Source organism: uncultured Bifidobacterium sp., from assembly GCF_959020155.1.
Taxonomy (GTDB): domain Bacteria; phylum Actinomycetota; class Actinomycetes; order Actinomycetales; family Bifidobacteriaceae; genus Bifidobacterium.
The window spans coordinates 40,165-64,236 of record NZ_CAUERC010000004.1 but is presented as its reverse complement, the minus strand read 5'-3'; the positions used below and the strand labels follow the sequence as shown (position 1 = coordinate 64,236).

Here is a 24,072-nt window from a genome sequence, read left to right as displayed (position 1 = left end):
ACGTATGACGGCTGCGGATTGCTGTAATGGAGATATGAGCAACGCAAACAACAATCCGCAAGGCGGCAGTGCCGCTGGTTCTGCCGAACCGCAATCGCAGCCACGGCCGCCGATGTATCAGCCGCAGCCGAATCGCGGCAATCGATTCTTCGCATGGATCCGCTCCAGCCGGATCACGCGCGGCCGCAACCGGTGGATCGCAGGCGTGTGCGACGGCGTGGCGCGCCGCTTGGGATGGAACGCCACCCTGGTCCGCGCGCTGGTGATTCTCACCTCGCTACTGTTCGGCGCCGGAGCGGCGTTCTACGCATTGGCCTGGTTCCTGCTACCGGACGAGACGGATGGCCGGATCCTGTGCGAGGAGCTGGTCAACGGCCATTGGGATTGGAACTGCGCGGGCGCGCTGGTATGCGCCGCGGTGGCGCTGTGCCTGCCCGGCGCCGGATGGCTGGCGTTCGGCGTGGCCGTGTTGGTGTTCTGGCTGCTGGTGAACCGCCAGTCGTATGCGGCGAGCTGGCAGACGCCGCAGCAGGGCGGATCGTGGCCTGGGCAGCCTGCTCAGCCCGTTCAGCCGGGACAGCCGGTGCGGCCTGCGCAATCGCTATATATGCCGCAGCCGATGTCCACGAACACGGCCACCACTGCAAACATGCCCGGCACGCCAGGCCAGCCGATGCCGCGGCCGACGTGTCCCGCGCCTTCCGGCTACCAGCAGTACGCGCGTCCCGTCCAATCGCCATACCAGACGTTTCAGCAGCCGGTGAACCCGCCTGCAGCGTTTGCCGCGGCCAATGTGCCGCCGACCTTCACCGCTCCGCCGACGGTGGCGGCGCCGCAGTCGAAACGCGCCCGCCGCAAGCCGGCCGGACCGCTGCTGGTACTGGTGACGCTTGGCTTGGCATTGCTGGCGATCGCCGGATCTGGCTGGTACGCCATTACGATGCCGGTTGATTGGGATTACGCCTTGCGCGTGCTGCGTCTCGCCACACTGTGCTGCGGCGGCATCTGCCTGGGAATCGGCGTGGTGATCGTCGTGCTTGGTTGCATGGGCCGTCGCACCGGCGGCCTGCATCCGCTGGCATGGTGCGCGGCGTTCATGGCCGTGGTGATGACGTTCTGCACGAGTGCGGTGGCATGGGAAAGCCGCGATTGGATGATGTCGAATGACTACCACCGCACGACGGTCTCCGGCATCGTGACATGGAGCGACACCAGCGACGCCCAGATGAAACGATACGAACAGGGACTGGTGGTGGTCGGCAAGAACTACGCCAACGATGTGCTCGACATCGATTTGAGCGGATATCCGGCAGCGCATGGCAAGCACAAGGTCAAGCTCAACGACGGCACGTACGGCGAAAGCTCATGTCCGACAGGGAAGCTGAATCTGGTGGTGGTGAACGCCCAGGTGGTGGTCACGCTGCCGGACGGATGCCAGTGGTCGGTCAGCGATCCGGACGACGGCTACACCAACGTCACGGATTACATAGGAGGGCCGGACGGGATTACGTTCTTCAACGGCACGGGCTTCATGGGCCTGTCCCTCGACGAGAACGATGATTCGGGACTCGGCCATCATGGCGTGAACAAGGGCGTTCCGGCGCTCAACGGCACCACCGATTTCGACGATTCCGGCGATGATGATGCGGGCGATGCCGGTTCGGATACGGAGAACGATTCGCAGGATTCGGTATACGCCGGCACGGATCTCGACAAGGCATTCAAAACGATCTACGAGAACAAGTGGTATTGGCCGTCGATCGATTCGGACAAGGCTCCGGAGGAACCGGATCTGTATGTCAACGTCGATGGAACGGTCGGCGGCAGTGTCACCATGCAGTACACGTCCGACAGCAAGCTGCCAGTGGGAACGACGGGCGGCCAATCGCATGGCAGCGTCGATGGAAAGAACGTCGGGAAAAGCGCCAGCGGAAAGGAAACGAAATGAGTGACGAGAAAACCCGTGAAGTGCCGTTGACCGACGTCATGGGAATCGCGGAGGTCTCGGACGAGCCCACGGAAACCCTGCCGGCCGTCGACGATCCGGGCGAGGCGAAGACCGAATCGTTCCAGAAGCCGTTCGACGGCGGTCCGGAAGCGCAGAGAAAGTTCGAATCGCAGGACGAGGCCGAATCGCTGGAAACCTCCGGACAAGACATGCGCGGAAGCTTTGCGGGCCGTTCGGCACGTCCGACCGGTTCCGTCAAATCGGCTGATCCAGCCAAATCAGCCGAGCCGGTCGACCCCTCCAAGCAAGTGCGCATCGGCAAAACGGACGGCGAGCTGGTAATCCGCCCGTCCGGACCAAGCACCGGAACCATCGTGCTGGGCGTGTTCTTCTGCCTGATCGGCCTGATGTCCATGCTGTGCCTGCTGCCCATCGGCGCATGGCGGTGGATGCCGAATCCCTCGACGCTGTTCTTCTACGTGGTCGGCGGTCTCGGCGCGCTGCTGCTCATCATTTCCGTGGTCTGGGCCGTCGTCGCCGCGGTGCGTCTGCGCCGACGGGAACGCCAGTCAGCAGAACAGTCCCCAGAAAGCCAGCAGCGCCAACGATAGCGCCGCCGACACCACCACACACGTGGCCACGATGACATGGCCGGATCCGATGCATGCTTTTCCATCTTTTCCTATATCGCATCGGCTTCCGGCTGCGGCATCGTGGCCATTATTCATATCCGCATCGTCATCTATGCTTGCAATCGCGCGATTCCTAGCATGACGACGGCACGCGTCCACGATGATTTCCGCCAACAGCCAGGCGAACGCGACAAGGCTCAGCCATGTGAGCATGACGATGGCATGCCAGTTCTTGGCAAGCACCGTCGAATTGTCGGTCAACGAGATCGCATCAATGATGACGGTGACCAGATACGCCAGGAACACGCCGGTCGTGCCGACGGCAAGGAGGGTGTTGAGCGCCAGTGCGACGCGCATGCCGACCGGGAATCGATGGTCGGTTATTGCGATTGGACGTGCCGCATTCGGTTGTGTGGATGGACCTGTCGGTGTGGTCGCATCCGTTGAAAACATTGAAGTCGAATCCGTTGGCTCCGCCGGTTCCGTCGAAGCCGAATCGTGCGATACCCGCCGTGACGCACGGCGCTCGCGCACCCAGCCGGCGATGAGCAGAATTGGCGCGCCGCACATCGCCAGCAGCGCGCAGAGCAGGCAAACCGCGATTGCGCCGACAATCACACCCATCGACTTCACCAGCGCGGGCGGGGTCTTCAGCGGTGCCGTGACCGTCTGATTCGGCTGCGTTCCGGCGATCATCGGCGTTGCCCAGCCGTTCGCACCCGTGCCGCTCGTCACCGCGTTGATCCAATCCTCCAGATCGTGCGTGTAATGCGGTTCCAACGGCAGTCCCGGAACCGTCTGATTCGAACCGGTTCGAAGCTGATGGTTCGCGTCATAATACCGCAGCGTCACATTCGTGTTGCCAGCATGGTTCGCGGCTTTTGTCAGCAGTTGCGCGCCCTGCTCGACCGGCATGGCCGTATCTTGCATGCCATAGTTGATAAGCAGCGGCATGGTAAGCGATGTGCGGTATTTCGCGGCGTCGAAATCCGCATAGGCGAGTCCCATGCGTTGTGTGCCAAGGCTGGTGATGCGCGGAATAAGCTGCTTGACGGCATCGGGTGCGCCCGCGGTGGTCAGATAATTGGTGGCTGCGAGCGTCATCTGCTGACGGCCCGAAACGACCGGGGGAGAGGTGAGGATGGCGAAGGCAAGATCCGGATGCTGTTGCGTCAGCACGGTGGCGATCCATGTGCCTTCCGATTCGGCGTAGATGCCGGTTTCCGATCTGCTCACGCCCGGCCATTTTCTCAGGATTTCCAGCGATTTCGCATAGTCGTGCGCGCTGGACACGTAGTCGCGGTGCAGCATGGTGTAGTTGTCGAGCCGCTTGTCCGGCACGAGAGTGGTGATGCCGGCCGACGCCATCGCGTTCGCCACGTCGCCGAACGCCTCCGACGATTTGCCGGTGCCCGAACCGTGCAGGAACAGGCATGCGGGACGATCTGCCGGCGCGTCGAGCGGCTCGCGAACGATGGCATTCACGGTTTTGCCGCCGTCCAACGCGACCGTGATATGCGTTTCCTTGGTGCGGTACGCGCCCTCCTGCGGGGTTTTGAGCACGGCACCTGTGGCCGGGTCAACGGCTTGGATAGCGGTATTGGTCGTGGTGAGCGTGATATGGTCCGTGAACGGCTCGACCTGCCATTTCGGCGCCATCGCATTGCCGAGCGCGCATAGGACCATGGTCAGAAGAAGCGCCAGCGCGGTAGTCGCCGCGCAGGTGACGAGAATTCGTTTCACAATGCTTCGCACGGTACGCCACTCTAGTCGTATTCGGCGTACGTGGCGCGGAAAACACGGAATCATGGGGAATCCGCGGAACGATTGCAATTCCTGCGCCGCGAGTCAATGCTCCCGTGCCGTAAAACAATACGAAATCAGGGGAAAATCGCAATAATCCCCTCCACAATCCACCTGTGGATATGTGGAAACCCGTCGGTTTCGCCGCACCTTTCCGCCAAACCGACGCTGAGCGTCCTCCAGCCGTCGGTTTGATATTGCGATTTCCGCCAAACCGACGCTTAGGCCCTCCTCAGCGTCGGTTTGGCGGATTGGGGGCGATGGGATCGACGCTGAGATGGGATTTGGGGGAGAAGGATGGGAAGGTTGGGATGGGGCTAGGCGCGGGCTTCGTAGCGACGGGTGTAGAGCACCAGCAGGATGACGGCGAGCAGGCTGATCGGCGCGCCTGCGATGCCGGTGAAATGGTAATTCATCGCCGTCGCGGTCAGTGCCGCTCCGCCGACGATGGAACCGATCGCATTGCCGAAATTGAAGGCGATTTGTACGGCGGCACCGGCAATCAGCTCGCCGCCGCCTTCGCCCGCCTGCACCATCAGCAGTTGCTGTGGCGATGAATTGAAGAACAGCGCGAAACCGATGATGAACGTCAGCAACGCGGTGGTCGCATGATTGCCGGGCAACAGGAAGACCAGCAACAGTCCGCACAAGGCGATGCCGTGCGATAGCGCCGCGGTCGCGCCCGCCTTCCACAGGTCGGTCAGCCTGCCGCCCACGATGCCGCCGACCACCATGCCGAGGCCGGCGAGCACCATCAGCATCGGCACCATCGTCGCCGACCATCCGCCGGTTTTCTGCAACCACGGCGACACGTAGCTCCACCAGCAGAAGATGCCCGAATTGCCGAAGAACACGGCCAGCAGAATCAGCCACGGGCCGGGATGGATGAGGAAGCGGAACTGCCCCTTGATGCCGGCGTCCTTGATCGGATCGATGGACGGCACCCACGAAATCACCACGACGATCGTCATAAGCGCCCAGGCGGCCAGAATCGCAAACGCCAGCCGCCAGGACATCGCCTCGGCGAGCAACGTTCCCGCGGGCACGCCCAGCATGTTGGCCACCGTCTGGCCCATCACCATCATGGACACGGATTGCGCCTCCTTGCCCTTGTCGGCAAGCGTTTTGGCGATCAGCGTGGCCGTGCCGAAGAACGCGCCATGCGGCAGGCCGGAAATGAAACGCGCCACCAGCAGCATCGGCGAGCAGAAGGAGACGGCGCTGAGCGTGTTGCCGACCAACGCGATGGCCGTGAACAGGATGATGAGATGCTTCGGCGGCACCTTGCGGCCGAACACCAGGATCAGTGTGCCGACACACACGCCGATGGCGTATGCGGAGATGTAATGGCCGGCCGCGGGAATGCTGACATGCATGGCGGTGGCCGTCTGGGGCAGGATGCCCATCATCACGAATTCGGCGGCGCCGAGGATGAAGGCGCCGGAGGCCAGCGCCAGAATGCTTCTCTTCATGGGGATTCCTTATTTTGGATTGTCCGCCGAACCAGCACTTGGATGGTGCCAAGCGTCGGTTCGATATTGCGATTCCCGCGAAACCGACGGTGAGACGGTGCCAAGCGTCGGTTTGATGGAAAGGCAAAGAAAAAGGCGGAACCGAAGTTCCGCCTTAGTTGTCGGGCTGGCGGGATTTGAACCCGCGGCCTCTTCGTCCCGAACGAAGCGCGCTACCAAGCTGCGCTACAGCCCGTTTGGCAACAGTTGGATATATTACACGATTGGGCGCTGTATGCAAGGTCGGCGTGTCGCGTGTTGTGTAGTGGCTTCTCGGTACACTTGGGGCTTATGACTGAGACCAACGAATCCCAAGAGAATCAGAACGAAGAAGAGGCCGCAGTTCCCACCATGACCACGGTGGAACGCGCCGAAATGCTGCTGCAGCAGGATGCTGCGATTCGCGCCAAGATCAACGGCGGCGCCGCGCTGGACGAGGCCGTGGACCCGTCCAATAAGGAATTCGGCCCGCTGGCCCACCCGGAGCAGGTGCAGATGCGTGTGGCCAAGCGCGCCATGATGCTTAAGGAAGGTATCCAGCCGTACCCGGTGACCCTTGACGTCACCGCCACCATCGAAGAGGTCCGCGCCAAATATGACGGCAAGCTCGAAGCGGGCGACGAGACCGAGGACGTGGTCGGCATCGCCGGCCGTGTGCTGTTCCTGCGCAACGCGGGCGGCCTATGCTTCGTGCAGCTGTCCGCCGGCGATGGCACCAAGATCCAGGGCATGATCTCCAAGAAGGAGATCGGCGCCGACTCCCTGAAGCAGTTCAAGCAGCTGGTCGACTTGGGCGACCACCTGTTCATCAAGGGCCGAGTGATCGCCTCCAAAACCGGCGAACTGTCCGTGTTCGCCACCGAATGGGCAATCGCCGCCAAGGCGCTGCAGCCGCTGCCGGCGCTGCACAAGGACCTGAACGAGGACACCCGTACCCGCAAGCCGTACATCGGCATGATCGCGGACGAGAAGATCCGCAACATGGTGCGCAACCGTTCCAAGGCCGTCGCCTCCCTGCGCAAGACCTTCGCCGACCATGACTTCCTCGAGGTCGAGACCCCGATGCTGCAGACCGTGCACGGCGGCGCCGCGGCCCGTCCGTTCACCACGCATATGAACGCCTTCGACTTGGACCTGTACCTGCGCATCGCGCCGGAACTGTTCCTCAAGCGTTGCCTCGTCGGCGGCATCGACCGCGTGTTCGAAATCAACCGCGACTTCCGCAACGAGGGCGTCGACGCCACCCACGCCCCGGAATTCACCATGGTCGAGGCCTACCAGGCCTACGGCAACTACGACACCATCGGCGCGCTCGTCAAGCAGCTCGTGCAGGACACCGCCATGGACGTGTTCGGCAGCCACAAGGTGACGCTGCTGGACGGCACCGAATACGACTTCGGCGGCGAATGGAAGACCATCAGCATGTACGACTCCCTTTCCGAGGCCCTGGGCGAGGAAATCGTGCCGAACGGCGGTCCGGACAACCCCGGCACCTCCGTGGAGCACCTGGGCGAGATCGCCGACAAGCTCGGCGTGGAACGCGACGACGTGGAGAACCACGGCAAGCTCGTCGAACACCTGTGGGAGCACTTCTACGAGGACAAGCTGTACGAGCCGACCTTCGTGCGCGACTTCCCGGTCGAGACCTCCCCGCTGGTCAAGGGCCACCGTTCCAAGGCCGGCGTGGTCGAGAAGTGGGATCTGTACGTGCGCGGCTTCGAACTGGCCACCGGCTACTCCGAGCTCAACGATCCGGTCGTGCAGCGCGAACGCTTCGTGGCCCAGGCCAAGGACGCGCTCGCCGGCGACGAGGAGGCCTGCGACATCGATGAGGACTTCCTGGAGGCCCTCGGCGTCGGCATGCCTCCGGCAGGCGGCATGGGCATGGGCATCGACCGACTGCTCATCGCGCTGACCGGTGCCACCATCCGCGAAACCATCACCTTCCCACTGGTGAAGCCGCTGAATTAACGCGAAGCGTTAATTCATATCGGCTTCACGTGAAGGCGGATCAAGAGAACAGCCCGGTGGGCTGTTCTCCCGCCGTAACCTTCCTTTTCGGTTGAAGCCACTGAATTAAGGCGAAGCACAGTTCGCAATAAATTTGATACGGACTAAAGGGACTGACGACCTACTCGGCCGTCAGTCCCTTCTGTTTTTGGCTGGCGGCGGGTCCGCGTGCGCATCAAAAATCATGATGAGCGGCCTCCGCAGTCTGAGCAGCCGCCGATTAAGAATGACGATGGTAAATTTGAATCCATATGGCTCGCTCAACAATGGGGATGTCAGGAAAACTGGGCCGCATATAGAATGGTGTCCATGCAAATATCGACTTGGATTCGTGGCGCTCGCCCTCAAACGCTGCCGCTGGGTCTTGCCCCGGTTCTGGTCGGCGTTGCCGCCAGTTGGCGGTGGGATGCTTTGGGTGGCCTGCGGTCGTGCCCGGCTTTTCCGGGAGGATTGCTGGAAGAGCGTGATGCCGGTGATGTGCTGGGGCATTGTGCGTTTTCTCGGCCGTGGTTTGCGGTCGTTGCGATGTTGTGCGCCGTGGTGGCGGTCGGTCTGCAGATTGCTGTGAATTATCTCAACGATTATGCCGATGGCGTACGCGGCACGGACGCCCGACGAGGCAGTGACGCCGCGGGACCTCGGCGGTTGGTCGCTTCCGGAATTGACCCCAGTCGCGTGTTGCTGGCTGCCGCGGTCGCCGCTTTAGCCGCCTGTTCCGCCGGACTGGTCGCTGTCGTCATAACTGGTCGCTGGTGGCTGATCGCGCTTGGCGCAACCTGTCTGTTGGCGGGCTGGGGATATACCAACGGTCGGCATCCTTACGGATATCGGGGTCTGGGCGAACTTGCGGCATTCGTATTCTTCGGGTTGGTTCCAGCCCTCGGCACACAGTATGCGCTAAGCGGGTCGATCACCGTGACAGGAGTGGCCGGTTCGGTGATTTGCGGCCTGCTGTCCGTCAGCGTCATGATGGTGAATAACCTGCGCGATCTCGAAGATGACGCCGCGCACGGCAAGCGTACGCTGATGGTGCGCATTGGCAGTGGGAAGGGCAAATGCTGGTGCATGCGTGCGCTGGGATGGGCTGCTGGGCTGACGGTGGTTTTTGCCATGCCATTATCGGTGTATGCCGGACTGCTGGATCTGCTCATAGTTCTGCCCGCGGAGGTGGATCGCGAACGTTCATGCACGGAATATGGCATATGCGATGACTGGTCGTGGGGAAACGCCGATTGGATGAGCCTTGCGGCGTTCGTATTCATCGCAGGGTGTGTGGCGATTGCTACTCGTGCCGTCGCAGCCGTCCGGCATGACCAGTGGCGTCGGGCGTTGCCATTGTGCTCGGTGACCTCGTTGGTCGCAGCCGGCGCGTTTGTGCTCAATGCCTGTCAGGTCGGTTTCATGGTGTAGCTGCATCATGCATTTACGATTTCGTCATTGAGCGTTGGCGATTGCTTGGTGATGCAAACGGCATACAACAGAATGAAAATTGTTGCATGAACGTAACCAAATAATCGTCATCGACGGTTGTGTTGGGCGTGCTAGGCGGTAGACTGGCAGGTATGACTTACAAACTAGTACTGCTCCGTCACGGACAGAGCGCATGGAATAAAACCAATCAGTTCACCGGCTGGGTCGACGTCCCGCTGACCGAGCAGGGTGTCGAGGAAGCCAAGAACGGCGGCCGCCTGCTCAAGGAGAAGAACGTCCTGCCTGACATCGTCTTCACCTCGATGCTGCGTCGCGCCATCAACACCGCCAACGTCGCGCTGGACGAGGCCGATCGCCTGTGGATTCCGGTCAAGCGCAGCTGGCGTCTGAACGAGCGTCACTACGGCGCCCTGCAGGGCAAGAACAAGACCGAGATCCGTCAGGAGTACGGTGACGAGAAGTTCATGCTGTGGCGCCGTTCCTACGCCACTCCGCCGCCGGAGATCGATCCGAACGACGAGTACGCGCAGAACAACGATCCGCGCTACACCGGCGATCCGGTTCCGGAAGCCGAATGCCTGGCCGACGTGGTCAAGCGCGTTGAGCCGTACTTCAAGTCCGACATCGAGCCGGAGCTGAAGGCTGGCAAGACCGTTCTGATCGCCGCTCACGGCAACTCCCTGCGCGCCATCGTGAAGATGCTCGACAACCTCTCCGAAGAGGAGATCGCCAAGGTCAACATCCCGACCGCAATGCCGCTGCTGTACGAGCTGGACGAGAACTTCAAGCCGATCAAGCCGCGTGGCGAGTACCTGGATCCGGAAGCCGCCGCTGCCGGCGCTGCCGCCGTCGCCGCTCAGGGCCAGAAGTGAGTTTGTTGCGATTGGGTGCGTGAATAGTCGCGGCTGATCGCACGAAACACATACGAAAAGGTGGGAACCTGCATACCGTAGGTTCCCACCTTTCGTTATTGCCGGCGCCTTTGTCGGTAAGTCTTTTTCACGTTGTATCTGCGTTTTGCTGATGTCGCCTTGCCTGCGCGGCTCGGCGGGTGCCGTGCGGTGCAGGCAAGGCGGACAAAACGGAATCGCAAGAACGTCAGATCACGCCGTATTCCTTGAGTAATGTCGGAATATCAGTGGAATCCAGCTTCTTCACGATCTGTTTCAACACGCCCCTTTCGATGGGGTTGAGCTTCATATCGGTGATCGGTTTGCCGTCTCGCAGCATCACCGTGGCGTTGAGCAGGTTGCGCACGTCGTAGACCGAACCCCACACCTCCGGCACGCCGCGGTCCACGTCGCACAGCGTGTACACGGCCTCCATGCCGGTGCGCATCGAATATTCGGTGGTGAAAATCGTGTCGCGCGGCGTCTCCGCGAATTGGCCGAGGAACGCGAAATTCACCGCGCCATCCGGCACCACATCGGGGCGGTCGCCGGCGGAACGCGGCATGAAGAACGCATCGATGTACGGCATCATCACCGGAACCGTGTTGGCGTGGTTCTTCGCCAAGTCGGCGATCTTGTCGGTCGGCACGCCCATGTGGTACAGCCATTCCTCGCAGATCTCCTCGCCGGTGCAATCCTGCATCGGCTTCTTCACATAGTTGCCGGGCTTGTCGGGGAACAGACCATACACCCATACGCACAGCTGGTCCTTCGGCTGGTCTCGGAACTGCTGCTGGCGATTCAGCGTCCAGCTCATCAGCCAATTGGAATCCTCAACGGTGACGATGCCGCCGGTCACCACACGTCCGGAGAACGGGTCGCGCTTGCAGATCTTCTGGATGTACGGCGGAATCTCGTCGTCCAACGTGGTGACGGTGGCGCTCATCCACTTCGAATGCTCCGGGTCGGAGCAGAACACGTCCGGATGTCCGAAGCTCGGATCCTGCGCCGCGATGCGACGCCACATATCCCAACCGCCGCCGGGCTTGATCTCCGGATCCCACGCGGCCGGCTCGGTCTGCGAACCCATCGAGGAGTTCTCCACGCAGCCGCCATTGGTGATGAACACCAGATCGTTCTCGCCCAAATCGATGCTGCGGGTCGTGCCATCCGCCTTGGTCAGATCGATGCGCGTGGCCAACTTCTTGGTCGGCGAGCTGAACGGATTGCGCGGATACGCGCCGTATTCGGCCTGCTTCCTCAAAATCGTATCCTGCCCGGTGCCGGTGCGCTGGCGTACGGGACCCATGCCGCCGCCAATCGCGAAATCGACGTTCTCCACCTTCACGTTGTAGTGGAACTGCACGCCGAAGCCTTCCAGATACTTGATCATCGGCAGAATCATCGACTCGTACTGGTTGTAGCGGGTGAACCGCAACGCGCTGAAGTCCGGCAGTCCGCCGATATGGTGGATGTAGCGGCGGATGTACAGCTTCATCTCCAACGCGCTATGCCAGTTCTCGAAGGCGAACATGGTGCGCCAGTACATCCAGAAGTTCGTATCGAACACCTCATCGTCGAAGAAGTCGGAGATCTTCTTGCCGTATAGTTCCTCGTTCGGTGTGAAGAACAGCTTCATGATCTCCATCGACGCCTTGTCGGACAGCGCGAACTTGCCGTTCGTGCCGCCGTCCACGCCACGCGCCTTAGTGGAGCGGCATAGCGAATAGTTCGGATCCTCCTTGTTAAGCCAGTAGTATTCGTCCAATACGGACACTCCATCCGTCTCGATGGACGGAATGGAACGGAACAGATCCCACATCACCTCGAAATGGTTGTCCATCTCGCGTCCGCCACGCATCACATAGCCGACGCCAGGAATGTTCGCGCCATCGCAGGCACCGCCCGGAACCGGGTCCTTCTCGAATACGTGGATGTGGTCGCCGGGCATCTGCGCGTCACGCACCAGATAGCAGGCGGCGGACAGCGCTGCAAGACCCGTGCCGATGATGTAGGCGTTCTTGCTATCGATCCCCTCGGGCTTCTTTGGCCGGGCGAATGCTTCGTAATTGCCGTTGGAATAGTACATGACTTCCTCCTTTGGATGCCGCTGGGCACTATTGTGCCGCGTCGTGGGACACAAGTATACGGGCATGAACTGGACGCGATGTCTAGTTTTTACGACTATCGGAGGAATTTCGCTTATAGGTGGCGGATTGCGCCTGCATGCGAAAGTGATTTTGCCTATATGTGGCAGATTTCTTTTGGAAAAGGATGTTCGGGGGCGGGATTTTTACCCCCTTATGATGTTTTTGGCCGAGGTCATCTGCCACATATAAGCGAGATGGGTGGCTTCCAAACGGAAACCACCCATCTCGTCAAGGAAAATGCAAGAAGAGGTGAGGAACCCTCAGTCGATGTCGGTGCCTTCGTCGCGGGTCGGCTCCTTGGACGGGTCGAAACCGGAGACGATGAACATCACGCGGCGGGCCGCGGAAACGGCGTGATCGCCGAGACGCTCCATGAAGCGGCCGATCAGGACCACGTCGATGAGCTGCTGGTTGGTGCCCTTCCAATCCTCGGACTGGGCCAGTTCGAAGGTCTTCTTGTGCAGAGCGTCGAGCTTGTCGTCGTTGAGAATGATCTGCTCGGCGGTCTTGGTGTCGCGGTCGGTAAGCATGGAAACCACCTGGTCGGCCACATTATCAAGGAACGCCTGCATTTCGGCGAACAGCGGCTGGGCATCGGCCGGCAGCGGGGAAGCAGGATAGGTGCGGCGGGCCGCTTCGGCGATGTGACGGGCCAGATCGCCCATGCGCTCGAACGTCGCGGCCAGACGCAGGGTGGAGACGACCACGCGCAGATCGGTGGCCACCGGGTTCTGCTTGGCCAGCAGCTTCACGCACTGGTCGATGACGCTGGATTCGAGGGCATCGATTTCGATGTCGCCGTCGATGACGGCCTGGGCGGCTTCAAGATTCTGGTTCAGCAACGCGTCGCCGGCACCATTGATTGCCTTGCGAACGTCTTGCGCCATGCGGTCGAGGTCATCGGCGACTGCCTTGAGCTCTTCATTGAAGATAACGCGCATATGCTTGCCTTTCAAATGCTTCACGTATGTCAATATCGGGTTCGGATATAACCTCTCCCAAGTGTATTAGGGAAGTGGCGGATTCGCACGTGACGGACGTGTTGTTCCGCCAATGTTCACCGGCACGTTCACCCTGCGTTCACGAAAATCGCGCCACGACCATTCATCGGGGAACGTCAGGGTGTGCGAGAATGAAGACATGTTTGAATCCGTAGGCACGTGGTGGCGCAATCTGACACATCGCCATGGTGACGATCGCAACAATGATGATACTTTGGACGACGCGACGAACACGTTGCTGTCCATACTGCCGCTGGCCTCCATCGTGGTCGACGAGCATGACGAGGTGATACGCGCGCATCCGGACGCCTACGCCCTTGGCGTGGTGCGGGACGACGCCATCGCCGATGACACCGTGGCAAGCGCGGTGCACGAGGTCCGTGCCCACGGCGGCAAGAAGCAGTTCAGCCTGACCACGACCACGTTGCATGAGCCGAAGAAGGCTCCGAAAGCAGGGAAGCCAACCATGCGGGAGGTTGCCAAACAGGCGTTGATCGGCCAATCGCCGGACAAGCCGGTGACCACGGTGTCCCGCCCGAACTGGCTGAAGGTGATCGTAGGCAGGCTCAACGAACGCTTTGTGGTGGTGCTGGTTTCCGACGTGAGCGAAACCGTCCGTTTCTCCCAGATCCGTGATTCCTTCATCACCAACGTTTCGGAGCAGCTCCTCAAGCCGACGCAGTCGCTGGAGGAGCTTGCGGACGCGTTGGAACATGACTCGGACAATAAGGCCGCGATTGAGGGGAACACCGTAAAACTGCGCCAATCCTGCGCTCGCATGGAACATATGGTGTCCGGCCTGCTGCTGCTTATCAAGGCGCAGGAACCGATTCTGCCGACGGCGAGCAACCGTATCAACGTCATGGAACAGGTGAAAACCGTCGTCGGCGCGCATCGCGACATGGCGCAACGGCGCGGCATCGACATTGAAATCGATGGCGACGAATCGCTGGACATCAACGGGGAAGGCGAGCAGATTCAGGCCGCGGTCGCAAAGCTGCTCGAAAACGCCATCGCCTATTCACCGGACGGCAAGGGCATAACCGTATCCGTCAAGCCGAACGAGGATGGCACCAAAGTGCTGCTCAGCGTGCTTGACCGTGGTTGCGGCATTGCACAGAAGGAGCAAAGCCGTATTTTCGAACGGTTCTACCGTGGCGGCAACCAGAATGGGCATTCCGAGGAAGGCATCGGTTTGGGCCTTGCCATCGTCAAGCATGTGGCGTTGACCCACCATGGCTCCGCTTCGGTGTGGAGCGCTCCGGGACAGGGCAGCACGTTTACGTTGGAGCTGCCGGTCGCCAGAAATTAGCGGCGATTACAGAGCGTTGGGACACGCCATATACGGCAAGGGCCGCTTCCGCAGGTTGGTGCGGAAGCGGCCCAATGTTGTTACCGGTTATTTCGCGATTGGCTGAACCGCCGGTCGGGTTATTCGCCAAGACGGCGGTAGTCCCACCGGTCGAAATGCTCCCAAACCAGCATGAGCACGCCGATCACCGTGCCGGCGGCGCACATGGTCTGCAATCGTTCGACATTGATGCCGAAGGCCAGCAGAATCATGCAGATCACCAAGGCGATGGCCCATAATGCGGTGCCGAACGTGAACACCTTCCGCAGGTCGACGCGCACCGGTTTGGGGGAGGGTTTGCGCACGCTTGGGTCGATAATCGGAGCAAATTTCATACCGTTACCTTACCTCGGTGCGCGCGTCACAGGTGCTCGACCACGTAATCGACGCACTTCGTAAGCGCCTCGACGTCGCTCGGCTCCACGGACGGAAACACGCCGATGCGCAGCTGGTTGCGGCCGAGCTTGCGGTAGCCGTTGGTGTCCACAATGCCGTTCTCGCGCAACGTGGCGACCACTTGGGAAGCGTTGATGCTCTCGTCAAGGTCGATGGTGACCACGGCGTTGGAACGTGCGTTTTCGTCGGAAACGAACGGCTGCGCGTAATCGGACCTCTCCGCCCACTGGTACAGCAGTGACGCGGAACGTGCGCAACGCGCCGTGGCCCAGGCGAGGCCGCCATTGTCGTTAAGCCAGCGCACCTGGTTCTCCAACATGACCAGCGTGGCCACGGCGGGCGTGTTCAGCGTCTGGTCCTTACGGGAGTTCTCGATGGCGGAGGTCAGGGACAGGAACGGAGGAATCCAGCGTCGCGCGCCCGGCAGGCTGACGCTTTTAGCGATGCCGTAGGCGCGGTCGATCGCAGCCGGGGAAAGCACGGCGATCCACAGGCCGCCGTCGGAGCCGAACGCCTTCTGCGGGGAGAAGTAGTAGGCGTCGGTCTGGCTGATATCCACGTTCAGCGCGCCGGCGCCGCTCGTGGCATCGATCAGAGTCAGCGCGCCCTGCTCCTTGGAACCTTCGACACGCTTGACCGGGGCCGCCACGCCAGTGGACGTTTCGTTGTGCGCCCAGCAGTAAGCGTCCACATATTCGGTGAGCTCCGGCAGGCGATACGTGCCCGGTTTGCCCGCGAAGATCTCCGGATCCTCAAGGAACGGCGCGGATTGCGCGGACTTGGCGAATTTCGCGCTGAAGGAGCCGTACGTGCCGAACGCCGCCTTGCGGGTGATAAGCGACGCGCAGGCGATGTCCCAGAACGCGCTGGCGCCGCCGTTGCCCAGCACGACCTCATAGCCGTCGGGAATCTGGAAGAAATTCGACAGGCCTTCGCGGATGGAGCCGACCACCTGCTTGACCGGGGTCTGGCGGTGCGAGGTGCCCAGAAGATTGCGCGCGCCCGCGTCGAGCGCCTGGACCTGCTCCGGACGGATTTTGCTCGGCCCCGAGCCGAAACGTCCATCCTCCGGAAGCATGTTGGTAGGAATGTTCACAGTGTTCGTCATGTCATCCAAGGGTAGTCAGAAGGTCGGATTGCGCGTTGATATGGCCGTTTTCCGGACGTTCCTCCACCCGTGGCGAATTATTTGCGCAAGGACGGGGTCTTGATGATAATCCCTATGTCGGTGTACCCTTACCCTTGTGACGGTTCTGTAACCGTGCGCGGTCATAAGCTGCGACGGTTTCGCAATCCGCAAGGAGTGATTGATATATGAGGCATGCGGCGCATAAAGCTGCCAAGGTTTCGCACGCGCAATTCAGCCTATCCAAGGCGTTGTTCACGGCGAACCGGGGCTCCCATACCGCTAAGGCCGTGCGAATGGCACAGCTGGCGGAAGGCGGCGCCGTAGTCGGACTCGCTCCGGAAGTCGTGGATAAACTGAATGAAGTGGCTCCAATGAGCCGCCGTGCCATGCGTGAGGCCGCCAAAGCCGCTTCCCGCAAATCCGCGTTGGTGACCTCCGCTTCGTTGGCGGCGCTTGTCGGCACCGCGGCGACCGCGTTGGCGTTCAGCCAGCAGAACGCATCCCGACTGGTGCTTGCGGACGACGGTACCGAAACGTCCCAGATCAAACGTGTGTCCGATGGAGCGGCATCCCGTTCCGAAGGGCGTACCGCCCTTAAGGAACTGGCTTCCACCAGCAACAACGGCGGTTGGCAGCTGGGAGACACCAGCGCCTCCATGGACGCCAGCCTGATGTCCAAGTCCATCGCCGACAATCCGAACGTCGCCGTCCTGATGGACCAAGACAGCAGCGCCTTACCGGCTAACTTCAATCCGAACCATGCCACCGGAGACGTCGGCAACGCCTACGAGTTCAGCCAGTGCACGTGGTGGGTGTATGTGCGCCGCCATCAGCTCGGTCTGCCTGCAGGCTCCCACATGGGCAACGGCTGCCAGTGGGCCGATTCGGCCCGCGCCTTGGGCTATTGGGTTGATAACACGCCGCGCCATGTCGGCGACATCATCGTGTTCGCCGCAGGCCAGGAAGGTTCCGACTCGTATTACGGCCACGTCGCCATCGTTGAGAAAATCAACGACGACGGCTCGATCGTGACCTCTGAATCCGGCGCCTCCCTCAATGGCGGCACGTATTCCCGCACGCTCACGAACGTGGGCGATTTCCAGTATATTCACTACTGAGTTTCCCTACCGACGACCGTGCCCCTTTTCTTGTAAGAGGGATGCTGTAAGCTAAGGATTCGATGAAGCATATTAAGCATTGTTCCGTGATTGCTGCGCTCGCCGCGGCCGCTCTTACTTTCGCCGGGGTGGCACCTGCCGCGCTGGCAGCCAATGATGGCGCCACGCAAGATGCTGTCGTTGCTACCCGTTCGTTCCCGAAGACCAACGCCGTGAAGAAGAACATCCTCGCGGAGGCATCGTCCACCCAGGTCGAATCCGATTCCGACTGGGGCGGTGTGGAAAGCCTGAACGTTCCCCAAACCAAATCTCAAGCCGAAAAAGACGTCGAAGCCGCCGCAGCGGCAGCGGAACAGCAGCGTCAGCAGCAGGCCCAGGCTCAAGCACAGGCCCAAGCCGCTTCTCGTTCCGCCGCTCGAAGCGACCTCAGCAGCAGCGGTTCCTTCACCGTGACGCCACCTGATGGGGCCAGCGTGTCCAGCCTGCTGACGTTCGCGAACCAGTTCGTCGGCAAGGTTCCGTATGTGTCCGGCGGCAATACCCCGTCCGGTTGGGATTGCTCCGGTTTCGTGCAGTATGTCTACGGCCAGATGGGCGTTTCCCTGCCGCATTACTCCGGTGCTCAGGCGACTGTGGGTCGCGCGGTTGGCAGCCTCGCCGACGCGCAGCCGGGAGACATCATCGCCAATGCGCAGCATGCCGCGATCTATGTCGGCAACGGCATGGTCATCAACTCCCAGCTGAACGGCACCCGCTACGATCCCATCGCATGGGTGTTCCCCAGCAGCTACAGCATTCGTCGAATCTTCTGAAGCTTTGACATTGAGCTAAGGGCGTATTTCCGTGAGGAATACGCCCTTTTGCTTTGTTATTTTCCGCGTCGTTACTTGAAAACCGCATGTCGCGCGGTATGGTGGAAGTCAGGTGCAACGCATAGTCGCGTTGCCGCAACCTGATTCAAGGGAGGTCGCTCATGATCAATGACAAGGCAATCCTCGTAGGTGTCGATGGATCCCACGCCAGCTACAAGGCGACATGGTGGGCAGCAAATTACGCGAAGCATGCGGGACTGACCCTGCAGATCGTCTGCGCATATTCGCTGCCAAGCTATGCGGCAGTGTCGTTCGATGCCACGTATACGGCCATGGGCGATGACAATGCCGCGCACAACGATGCGCAGGAGATTCTGTCGAAGGCCAAGGCCATCGCCGACGAGCAGGGCGTCGAGGCATCGACGTTGATCGTCACCGGAGATCCCGCATCCGTGTTCGTCGAACTGTCGCGCAACTACAACCTCATCGTCATTGGCAACCGTGGCAAGGGTGGTCTGGCCGAACGACTGCTCGGCACCACCAGCTCCAGCCTGCCGGCATACGCGTACTGCCCGATCGTCGTGGTGCCGTACACCGACGACGAAGGCAACCTGATGCACTTGAACAACACCATCACCAAGGTGGCAGTCGGCTCCGACGAATCCAAGTGGGGTCTGAAGGCGTTGGAGATCGCGGCCGCGTTCGCCGATTCGTGGGGTGCCGAGCTGGACGTCATCTCCGCCGTGCCGAACATGAAGGGCTCCGAGGATGAAGGCGTCATGGCGTCCTTCCAGGAGGATCTGGATGTGCGCATCAAGCCGCTTGAAGAGGCGTACCCGAACCTCAAGATCAACAAGCAGATCGTGCCCGGCCCCGCAGCCGGCGCACTGACCAAGGCCAGCTACGATCATGACGTCGTCGTGGTCGGCTCCCGTGGTCGTGGCGGCTTCACCGGTCTGCTGCTTGGCTCCACCAGCCAGGGTCTGCTGCAGCATGCGGTCGGACCGGTCTACGTGGTGCCGCGCAAGTATGTGGAAGCCGCGGAGACCCGTCTCGACACCGTGCCGAGCTCGCCTGCCGACGTCACGCCGAAGGCGATCGACGACATCAAGGGCGTCGAGGAAGTGCCGGTCGACAAGGCCAAGCCGGAAGTGGTCGAAGCCATCGAAACGAAGATCGATCCGGACCGTCAGTGACGGTACGGCAAATCGACTGAAATCGATATAAAAACCGCATAGAAGAGGGTGGCTGCGATTCCAACGAATCGCAGCCACCCTCTAACTATGTGCGGTACGTGCGCTCAGTGCTTGACGGTGACGTTCATACGCACTGGCGTCGGCTCGACGTACGTATGCTTGACCGTGCAGCCCTTCTCGATATGACGGCTGACGCGATCGGCGAGCTTTTCGGCGTCCTCGTCGCTCAAACCGGCGTCGGTGGCGTCGATGACCACCTGCTCGTCGAAACCGATGTAGGCGTCGGTATCGGCATCATACGTGCCGTCCACCACGATCTTCGCGCCCTTGCCCTCGCCCAGCGTGTGCTCGACGGCGAACTGGCTGGACAGCGCGGCGCAACCGGCCAGCGCGACCTTCATCAGATCGCCCGGCGTGAACTGGCCACGGCCTTTGCCGAATTTGATGTGCGCGCCATCCTCGCTGAACGCGTCCCAGGAACCGTCCTTGTTGCGCTCTACCCACAGCCTCTTGCCCATGGAAACTCCTCATGTCCTGTGGCGCGCCGTTCGCGCCAATCCGTGATACCAATCTAGCGCATCGAAACGGACGTGGGGGAGTGCGTTCCGCAAGATGAAGCGATACGGTTTTGTGATTCGTTACGATTGCGCTGGAGGCCGGCGGACGGCCGGGATGCGCGTTGGCGGCATACTCAAGGCCGTTCGGCCAAGCTTACGGCCTTACAACGCGCATCCCGGCCGTCCGCCTCCACGCCACCGGCTAAACTTGCCTATTATGGCTTTGACTTCCGAACAACTCGCAGACATCCGTACTCGTATTCCCGCACGTCCGGAAACGGACATTCCCATGCCTTACGAGGATCTGGTACGCAAAATCCTTACGGAAGGCACACTGAAATCCGACCGCACGGGCACGGGCACTATTTCCCTGTTCGGCCAGCAGATGCGTTTCAATCTCAAAGACAGCTTCCCACTGCTCACCACGAAGACGGTGTTCTTCAAAGGACTCGCCTACGAGCTGCTGTGGTTCCTCAAAGGCTCCACGAACGTACGTTGGCTGCAGGAGCACAACGTGCACATTTGGGACGAATGGGCCGACGAGAACGGCGATTTGGGGCCGGTCTACGGCGCGCAGTGGCGTAGCTGGCCGGCACCGACGCCGGACGATCCGAACCGCACCATCGACCAGATCTCCAACGTGCTCGACCTGATCCGTAACCACCCCGATTCGCGCCGCATGGTGGTTTCCGCATGGAATCCGGCGGAAGTGGAGAATATGGCATTGCCGCCATGCCACGCCCTATTCCAGTTCTACGTGGCCGACGGCCGCCTGAGCTGCCAGCTGTACCAGCGTTCCTGCGACATGTTCCTCGGCGTGCCGTTCAACATCGCCTCCTATTCGCTGCTCACCCTCATGATGGCCCAGCAGACGGGACTCGAGCCCGGCGAATTCGTTTGGACCGGCGGCGACTGCCACGTCTACGACAACCACATCGACCAGGTGTTGGAACAGCTGAGCCGTACGCCGTACCCGTATCCGCAGATCCGCATCAGGAAGGCCGATTCGCTGTTCGACTACGATTACAGCGATTTCGAAATCGTGAATTACCAGCATCATCCGACCATCAAGGCACCGGTGGCGGTCTGAGGTTGTTGCCGCCGTCTGGCGCGTCTGCGCCAGACGGTAGACTACTGACCCTAGTTCCGACTTCAAGGAGTGAGTGAAATGGAGCACGATAGTAGCCGCAGTGGCTATCACGAACCCGAGCCCGGACTTGCCGGGCGTGAAGACGAGGAGGATTGGGGCGACGATTTCCCCAAAACCTTCTCTGTGAATCTGATTTGGGCGCAGGCCTGTGACAAGGAAGGTCACGACGGTGCCATTGGATTCGAAGGCGGCATGCCATGGCATCTGCCTGAGGAGATGAGGCATTTCACGGAGCTGACCGTCTCCCATCCGGTTATCATGGGCCGCAAGACGTGGGAGTCGCTAAGCCCGAAGTTCCGTCCGCTGCCCAACCGCGACAACATCGTCATCTCGCATGACCCGTCCTATTTCGCGCCGGGCGCCACCGTGGTGGATTCGCTGGATGACGCGTTGGATCTGGCCCGTCAGGAGGCCATTCCGGATGACGGCTTGGACCGCAGTGAAATCTGGGTCATCGGCGGAGCCAAAGTATTCGAGGAAGCGATGCCATTCGCCGACAAGGCGTATGTGACGCAGATCAGCATGCACGTGAACGCCGACACCTATGCGCCCGATATCCACGCATTGGTGGAATCCGGAGCATGGCGCGTGGCCGAGGAAGGCACGTGGCAGAAGGCGCGGAAAGGAAACGACCAAGTCGAAGGCTTCCGTTTCGTGACGTACGAAAGAAACCACGAGGAGTAACTTTTCATGTATACCGTGATGACCGTGTGCACGGGCAACATCTGCCGTTCACCCATGGCTGAAATCATTCTGCGCGCCGAATTCGAGCGCCGCGGCTTGGCTGACAAGGTCAACGTCGAATCCAGCGGCGTCAGCGACGAGGAATACGGCAATCCGATCGACCGCCGTGCCGTCAAGGTACTTAAGGAACGCGGCTACGAGCTGCCGGCGCACCATTTCGCGCACCGCATCACGCGCGACGAAATCGAACGCACCGACCTGTTCCTGCCGATGACCGCCTCGCACATGCGCGCGCTGCTCCGTCAGCTGCCGCAAGCCAAGCGCAGCGAAGTGCACATGTACCGCAGCTTCGATCCGAATCTGCCGAAGCCGGCCGCGGGACGTGAGGACAGCATCGACCTGGTGGACCCGTGGTACGGTGGTCCACGCGAATTCGAAGTGGCGATCGACCAAATCGAAGAGGTGGCGCCATATATCGTCGATTGGGTCGAACAGCAGTTGCAGAACTGATTTTTTATTGCGATTGCGGCATGCTTGATGGTTTCAAGCGTGCCGCTTTTGTTTTTTGCGATTTATTGCGATTTTTTTTTGGGGGGGGCTGGCTGTGTTGTGAAGTTGCGATTTTTCTGATGTTGCGGTGTTTGGTGGGATTGAATATACGGCGTTTTTGCGATGTTGCGATTGCGGGGTGTCCGGTGGAGGCCGGCATATGCGTTGCAAGGCACACTCAAGGCCGTTCGGCCGAGCTTGCGGCCTTGCAACGCATATGCCGGCCTCCACCTCGTTTTTATTGGCAAGTTGCGATGTTGCTTCGTTCTGTGGGTAAGTTGCGTTTTTTGATTTTTGTGGGGCGCCTCGTTTTTGTGGGCAAGTTATGTCTTGACGGTTGGGAAGCGTGAATTGGCGTGGGAGGGGAGGGTGAGGGTAAAAGAAAACCCCAGCGGATTGGGCTGGGGTTTGGTGGCGACCACGGCCGGACTTGAACCGGTGACCTCCGCCGTGACAGGGCGGCGCTCTAACCAACTGAGCTACGCGGCCGTTGTTTCAGCCTTGCGACTGACAACAGATAGAAATACTACGGCAAAAACGCAATTATGCAAAACTGCGGCGTGTCACGGTGTGTTGGGCGTGGCGCGCCGCAGTTTCGCGGGAAAGGAGACGAATCTCAGTCGGTCTGCTTCCAGGTGTCGACGTCGATGTGGTGCTCCGGGTTGGCCTGCCATGCGTCCCAAGCGGACTTCACAATGTCCTCGACATTGTACTTGGCGTGCCAGCCCATCTCCTCGTTGATGCGCTTCGGGGAGCCGATCAGGTGCGGCGGATCACCGGCGCGGCGGCCCATGACGGTCTCCTTGAACGGCAGACCGGTGACCTTCTTGACCTCATCGACGATCTGGCGCACGGAGGTGCCCTCGCCGGTGCCGACGTTGAACGCGTCATACTTGCGCTCGTCGCGGTCCAGATACTTCAGCGCGGCGATATGCGCGTCGGCCAGATCGGACACGTGGATGTAGTCGCGCACGCAGGTGCCGTCCGGAGTCGGGTAGTCGTCGCCGAAGATCGCCGGGGCCTTGCCCTTCTTCAGACGGTCGAACAGCATCGGGATGAGGTTCAGGATAGCCGGATCCTCAAGTTCCACCGGGCCGCAGCCGGCCACGTTGAAGTAACGCAGGCCGCAGAAGCGGATGCCATACGGTTCCTCGCAGGCGCGGGCCATCCACTCGCCGAACAGCTTGGTCTGGCCGTACGGGTTGATCGGCAGCATCGGCACGACGTCTTCCGGCACCACATCGACCGGCGGCACGCCGTAGGTGGCGGCGGAGGAGGAGAAGACGAGCTTCTTGGCGCCGGAATCGCGCATGCCGATCAGCACGTTGAGCATGCCGTTGAGGTTCTGCTGGTAGTACCACAGCGGCTTCTCGACGGATTCGCCGACCTGCTTGCGGGCCGCGAAATGGATCACGGAATCGACATCCTCGGCCTTCATGATTTCCGCGAGACGCTCACCGGCGCCTGGGGCTGCGATGTCCATGCCGTACAGGCGGGAGCCTTCGATGCGGGTGGGCTTGCCGTAGCTCAGATCGTCGACGACGACAACCTTTTCGCCGGCCTGATGAAGTGCGTGAACGACGTGGGCGCCGATGTATCCGCACCCACCAGTGACGAGAACTGTCATGTTCTGGCCTTTCCTTCAAATGAGCGGTGAACTTTGATGATTTGAAAAAATGTCAACCATTGTTCACTTTTTGCTCAGATTTGTTACCTTTTGAACAATTTGAGTATAGCACGTGAACACGAACGCA

General features: G+C 60.8%; 21 protein-coding genes and 2 tRNA genes. 13 read left to right on the top strand and 10 right to left on the bottom strand.

The window, feature by feature from the left end; genetic code table 11:
• The first annotated feature begins 34 nt into the window (after positions 1–34).
• Positions 35–1,948, top strand: coding sequence for a PspC domain-containing protein (locus tag Q5H31_RS02245; protein WP_229026968.1), 1,914 nt, complete (start codon positions 35–37; stop codon positions 1,946–1,948).
• Positions 1,945–2,559, top strand: coding sequence for a hypothetical protein (locus tag Q5H31_RS02240; protein ID WP_003808200.1), 615 nt, complete (start codon positions 1,945–1,947; stop codon positions 2,557–2,559). Before Q5H31_RS02245 ends, Q5H31_RS02240 begins: the two co-directional genes overlap by 4 nt.
• Here Q5H31_RS02240 and Q5H31_RS02235 read toward each other — a convergent pair.
• The 3 genes from Q5H31_RS02235 to Q5H31_RS02225 form a co-directional block, all read right to left on the bottom strand.
• A complete protein-coding gene (locus tag Q5H31_RS02235) occupies positions 2,518–4,323 on the bottom strand; it encodes a S9 family peptidase (protein WP_302457441.1) in 1,806 nt (601 codons plus the stop codon). The genes Q5H31_RS02240 and Q5H31_RS02235 overlap by 42 nt on opposite strands.
• A gap of 377 nt (positions 4,324–4,700) precedes the next feature.
• Entirely contained in the window at positions 4,701–5,855 is a 1,155-nt protein-coding gene (locus Q5H31_RS02230) for an MFS transporter (RefSeq protein ID WP_302457440.1), read from the bottom strand.
• A gap of 161 nt (positions 5,856–6,016) precedes the next feature.
• A tRNA-Pro gene (locus tag Q5H31_RS02225) sits at positions 6,017–6,090 on the bottom strand.
• A 95-nt stretch (positions 6,091–6,185) separates the two neighbouring features.
• Here Q5H31_RS02225 and lysS point away from each other — a divergent pair.
• From lysS to Q5H31_RS02210, 3 genes are all read left to right on the top strand, one after another.
• A complete protein-coding gene (gene lysS / locus Q5H31_RS02220) occupies positions 6,186–7,865 on the top strand; it encodes a lysine--tRNA ligase (protein WP_055309015.1) in 1,680 nt (559 codons plus the stop codon).
• A 207-nt stretch (positions 7,866–8,072) separates the two neighbouring features.
• Positions 8,073–9,314: a 1,4-dihydroxy-2-naphthoate octaprenyltransferase gene (gene menA, locus Q5H31_RS02215; RefSeq protein ID WP_227561780.1), complete on the top strand. Its 1,242-nt coding sequence runs from the start codon at positions 8,073–8,075 to the stop codon at positions 9,312–9,314.
• 152 nt (positions 9,315–9,466) lie between these two features.
• Positions 9,467–10,207, top strand: a complete 741-nt coding sequence (locus tag Q5H31_RS02210) for a phosphoglyceromutase (protein WP_003808215.1) — start codon at positions 9,467–9,469, stop codon at positions 10,205–10,207.
• A 226-nt stretch (positions 10,208–10,433) separates the two neighbouring features.
• Here the strand turns inward: Q5H31_RS02210 and Q5H31_RS02205 are convergent, their stop codons facing one another.
• Entirely contained in the window at positions 10,434–12,314 is a 1,881-nt protein-coding gene (locus Q5H31_RS02205; protein ID WP_302457439.1) for an oleate hydratase, read from the bottom strand.
• 321 nt (positions 12,315–12,635) lie between these two features.
• On the bottom strand, positions 12,636–13,316 hold the full coding sequence (phoU, locus tag Q5H31_RS02200; RefSeq protein ID WP_041777250.1) for a phosphate signaling complex protein PhoU: 681 nt from the start codon (positions 13,314–13,316) through the stop codon (positions 12,636–12,638).
• A gap of 112 nt (positions 13,317–13,428) precedes the next feature.
• Here phoU and Q5H31_RS02195 point away from each other — a divergent pair, with 112 nt between their 5' ends.
• Positions 13,429–14,688 (top strand): cell wall metabolism sensor histidine kinase WalK, encoded by a 1,260-nt coding sequence (locus Q5H31_RS02195; RefSeq protein WP_117779560.1) that lies wholly within the window; start codon positions 13,429–13,431, stop codon positions 14,686–14,688.
• Positions 14,689–14,807: 119 nt separating this feature from the next.
• On the opposite strand, the gene Q5H31_RS02190 is transcribed toward Q5H31_RS02195, so the two are convergent.
• A complete protein-coding gene (locus Q5H31_RS02190; protein WP_003808222.1) occupies positions 14,808–15,062 on the bottom strand; it encodes a DUF2530 domain-containing protein in 255 nt (84 codons plus the stop codon).
• 26 nt (positions 15,063–15,088) lie between these two features.
• Positions 15,089–16,231, bottom strand: a complete 1,143-nt coding sequence (serC, locus tag Q5H31_RS02185) for a phosphoserine transaminase (protein WP_085407555.1) — start codon at positions 16,229–16,231, stop codon at positions 15,089–15,091.
• A gap of 206 nt (positions 16,232–16,437) precedes the next feature.
• Between serC and Q5H31_RS02180 the strand changes: the two genes are divergently transcribed.
• The 3 genes from Q5H31_RS02180 (at position 16,438) to Q5H31_RS02170 (ending at position 19,378) form a co-directional block, all read left to right on the top strand.
• The gene (locus Q5H31_RS02180; protein WP_003808226.1) at positions 16,438–17,370 is read left to right on the top strand and encodes a CHAP domain-containing protein; all 933 of its coding nucleotides are present in this window, start codon (positions 16,438–16,440) and stop codon (positions 17,368–17,370) included.
• A 62-nt stretch (positions 17,371–17,432) separates the two neighbouring features.
• On the top strand, positions 17,433–18,182 hold the full coding sequence (locus tag Q5H31_RS02175; protein WP_021913668.1) for a C40 family peptidase: 750 nt from the start codon (positions 17,433–17,435) through the stop codon (positions 18,180–18,182).
• A gap of 161 nt (positions 18,183–18,343) precedes the next feature.
• Positions 18,344–19,378 carry a universal stress protein gene (locus Q5H31_RS02170; protein WP_003808231.1) on the top strand — a complete coding sequence of 345 codons (1,035 nt, stop codon included), beginning with the start codon at positions 18,344–18,346 and terminating at the stop codon, positions 19,376–19,378.
• Between the two features lie 104 nt (positions 19,379–19,482).
• Here the strand turns inward: Q5H31_RS02170 and Q5H31_RS02165 are convergent, their stop codons facing one another.
• Positions 19,483–19,896: an OsmC family protein gene (locus Q5H31_RS02165; protein WP_117319865.1), complete on the bottom strand. Its 414-nt coding sequence runs from the start codon at positions 19,894–19,896 to the stop codon at positions 19,483–19,485.
• Positions 19,897–20,152: 256 nt separating this feature from the next.
• On the opposite strand from Q5H31_RS02165, the gene Q5H31_RS02160 reads away from it, so the two are divergent.
• The 4 genes from Q5H31_RS02160 (at position 20,153) to Q5H31_RS02145 (ending at position 22,668) form a co-directional block, all read left to right on the top strand.
• On the top strand, positions 20,153–21,025 hold the full coding sequence (locus tag Q5H31_RS02160) for a thymidylate synthase (RefSeq protein WP_035010030.1): 873 nt from the start codon (positions 20,153–20,155) through the stop codon (positions 21,023–21,025).
• A 78-nt stretch (positions 21,026–21,103) separates the two neighbouring features.
• Positions 21,104–21,769, top strand: a complete 666-nt coding sequence (locus tag Q5H31_RS02155) for a dihydrofolate reductase (protein WP_085380214.1) — start codon at positions 21,104–21,106, stop codon at positions 21,767–21,769.
• A gap of 6 nt (positions 21,770–21,775) precedes the next feature.
• A complete protein-coding gene (locus Q5H31_RS02150; protein ID WP_033499273.1) occupies positions 21,776–22,279 on the top strand; it encodes a low molecular weight protein-tyrosine-phosphatase in 504 nt (167 codons plus the stop codon).
• Positions 22,280–22,299: 20 nt separating this feature from the next.
• On the top strand, positions 22,300–22,668 hold the full coding sequence (locus tag Q5H31_RS02145; protein WP_143239074.1) for a hypothetical protein: 369 nt from the start codon (positions 22,300–22,302) through the stop codon (positions 22,666–22,668).
• Between the two features lie 62 nt (positions 22,669–22,730).
• Here Q5H31_RS02145 and Q5H31_RS02140 read toward each other — a convergent pair.
• Positions 22,731–22,807, bottom strand: a tRNA-Asp gene (locus Q5H31_RS02140).
• A 127-nt stretch (positions 22,808–22,934) separates the two neighbouring features.
• A complete protein-coding gene (gene galE, locus Q5H31_RS02135; RefSeq protein ID WP_055309011.1) occupies positions 22,935–23,945 on the bottom strand; it encodes a UDP-glucose 4-epimerase GalE in 1,011 nt (336 codons plus the stop codon).
• Positions 23,946–24,072: the final 127 nt, after the last annotated feature.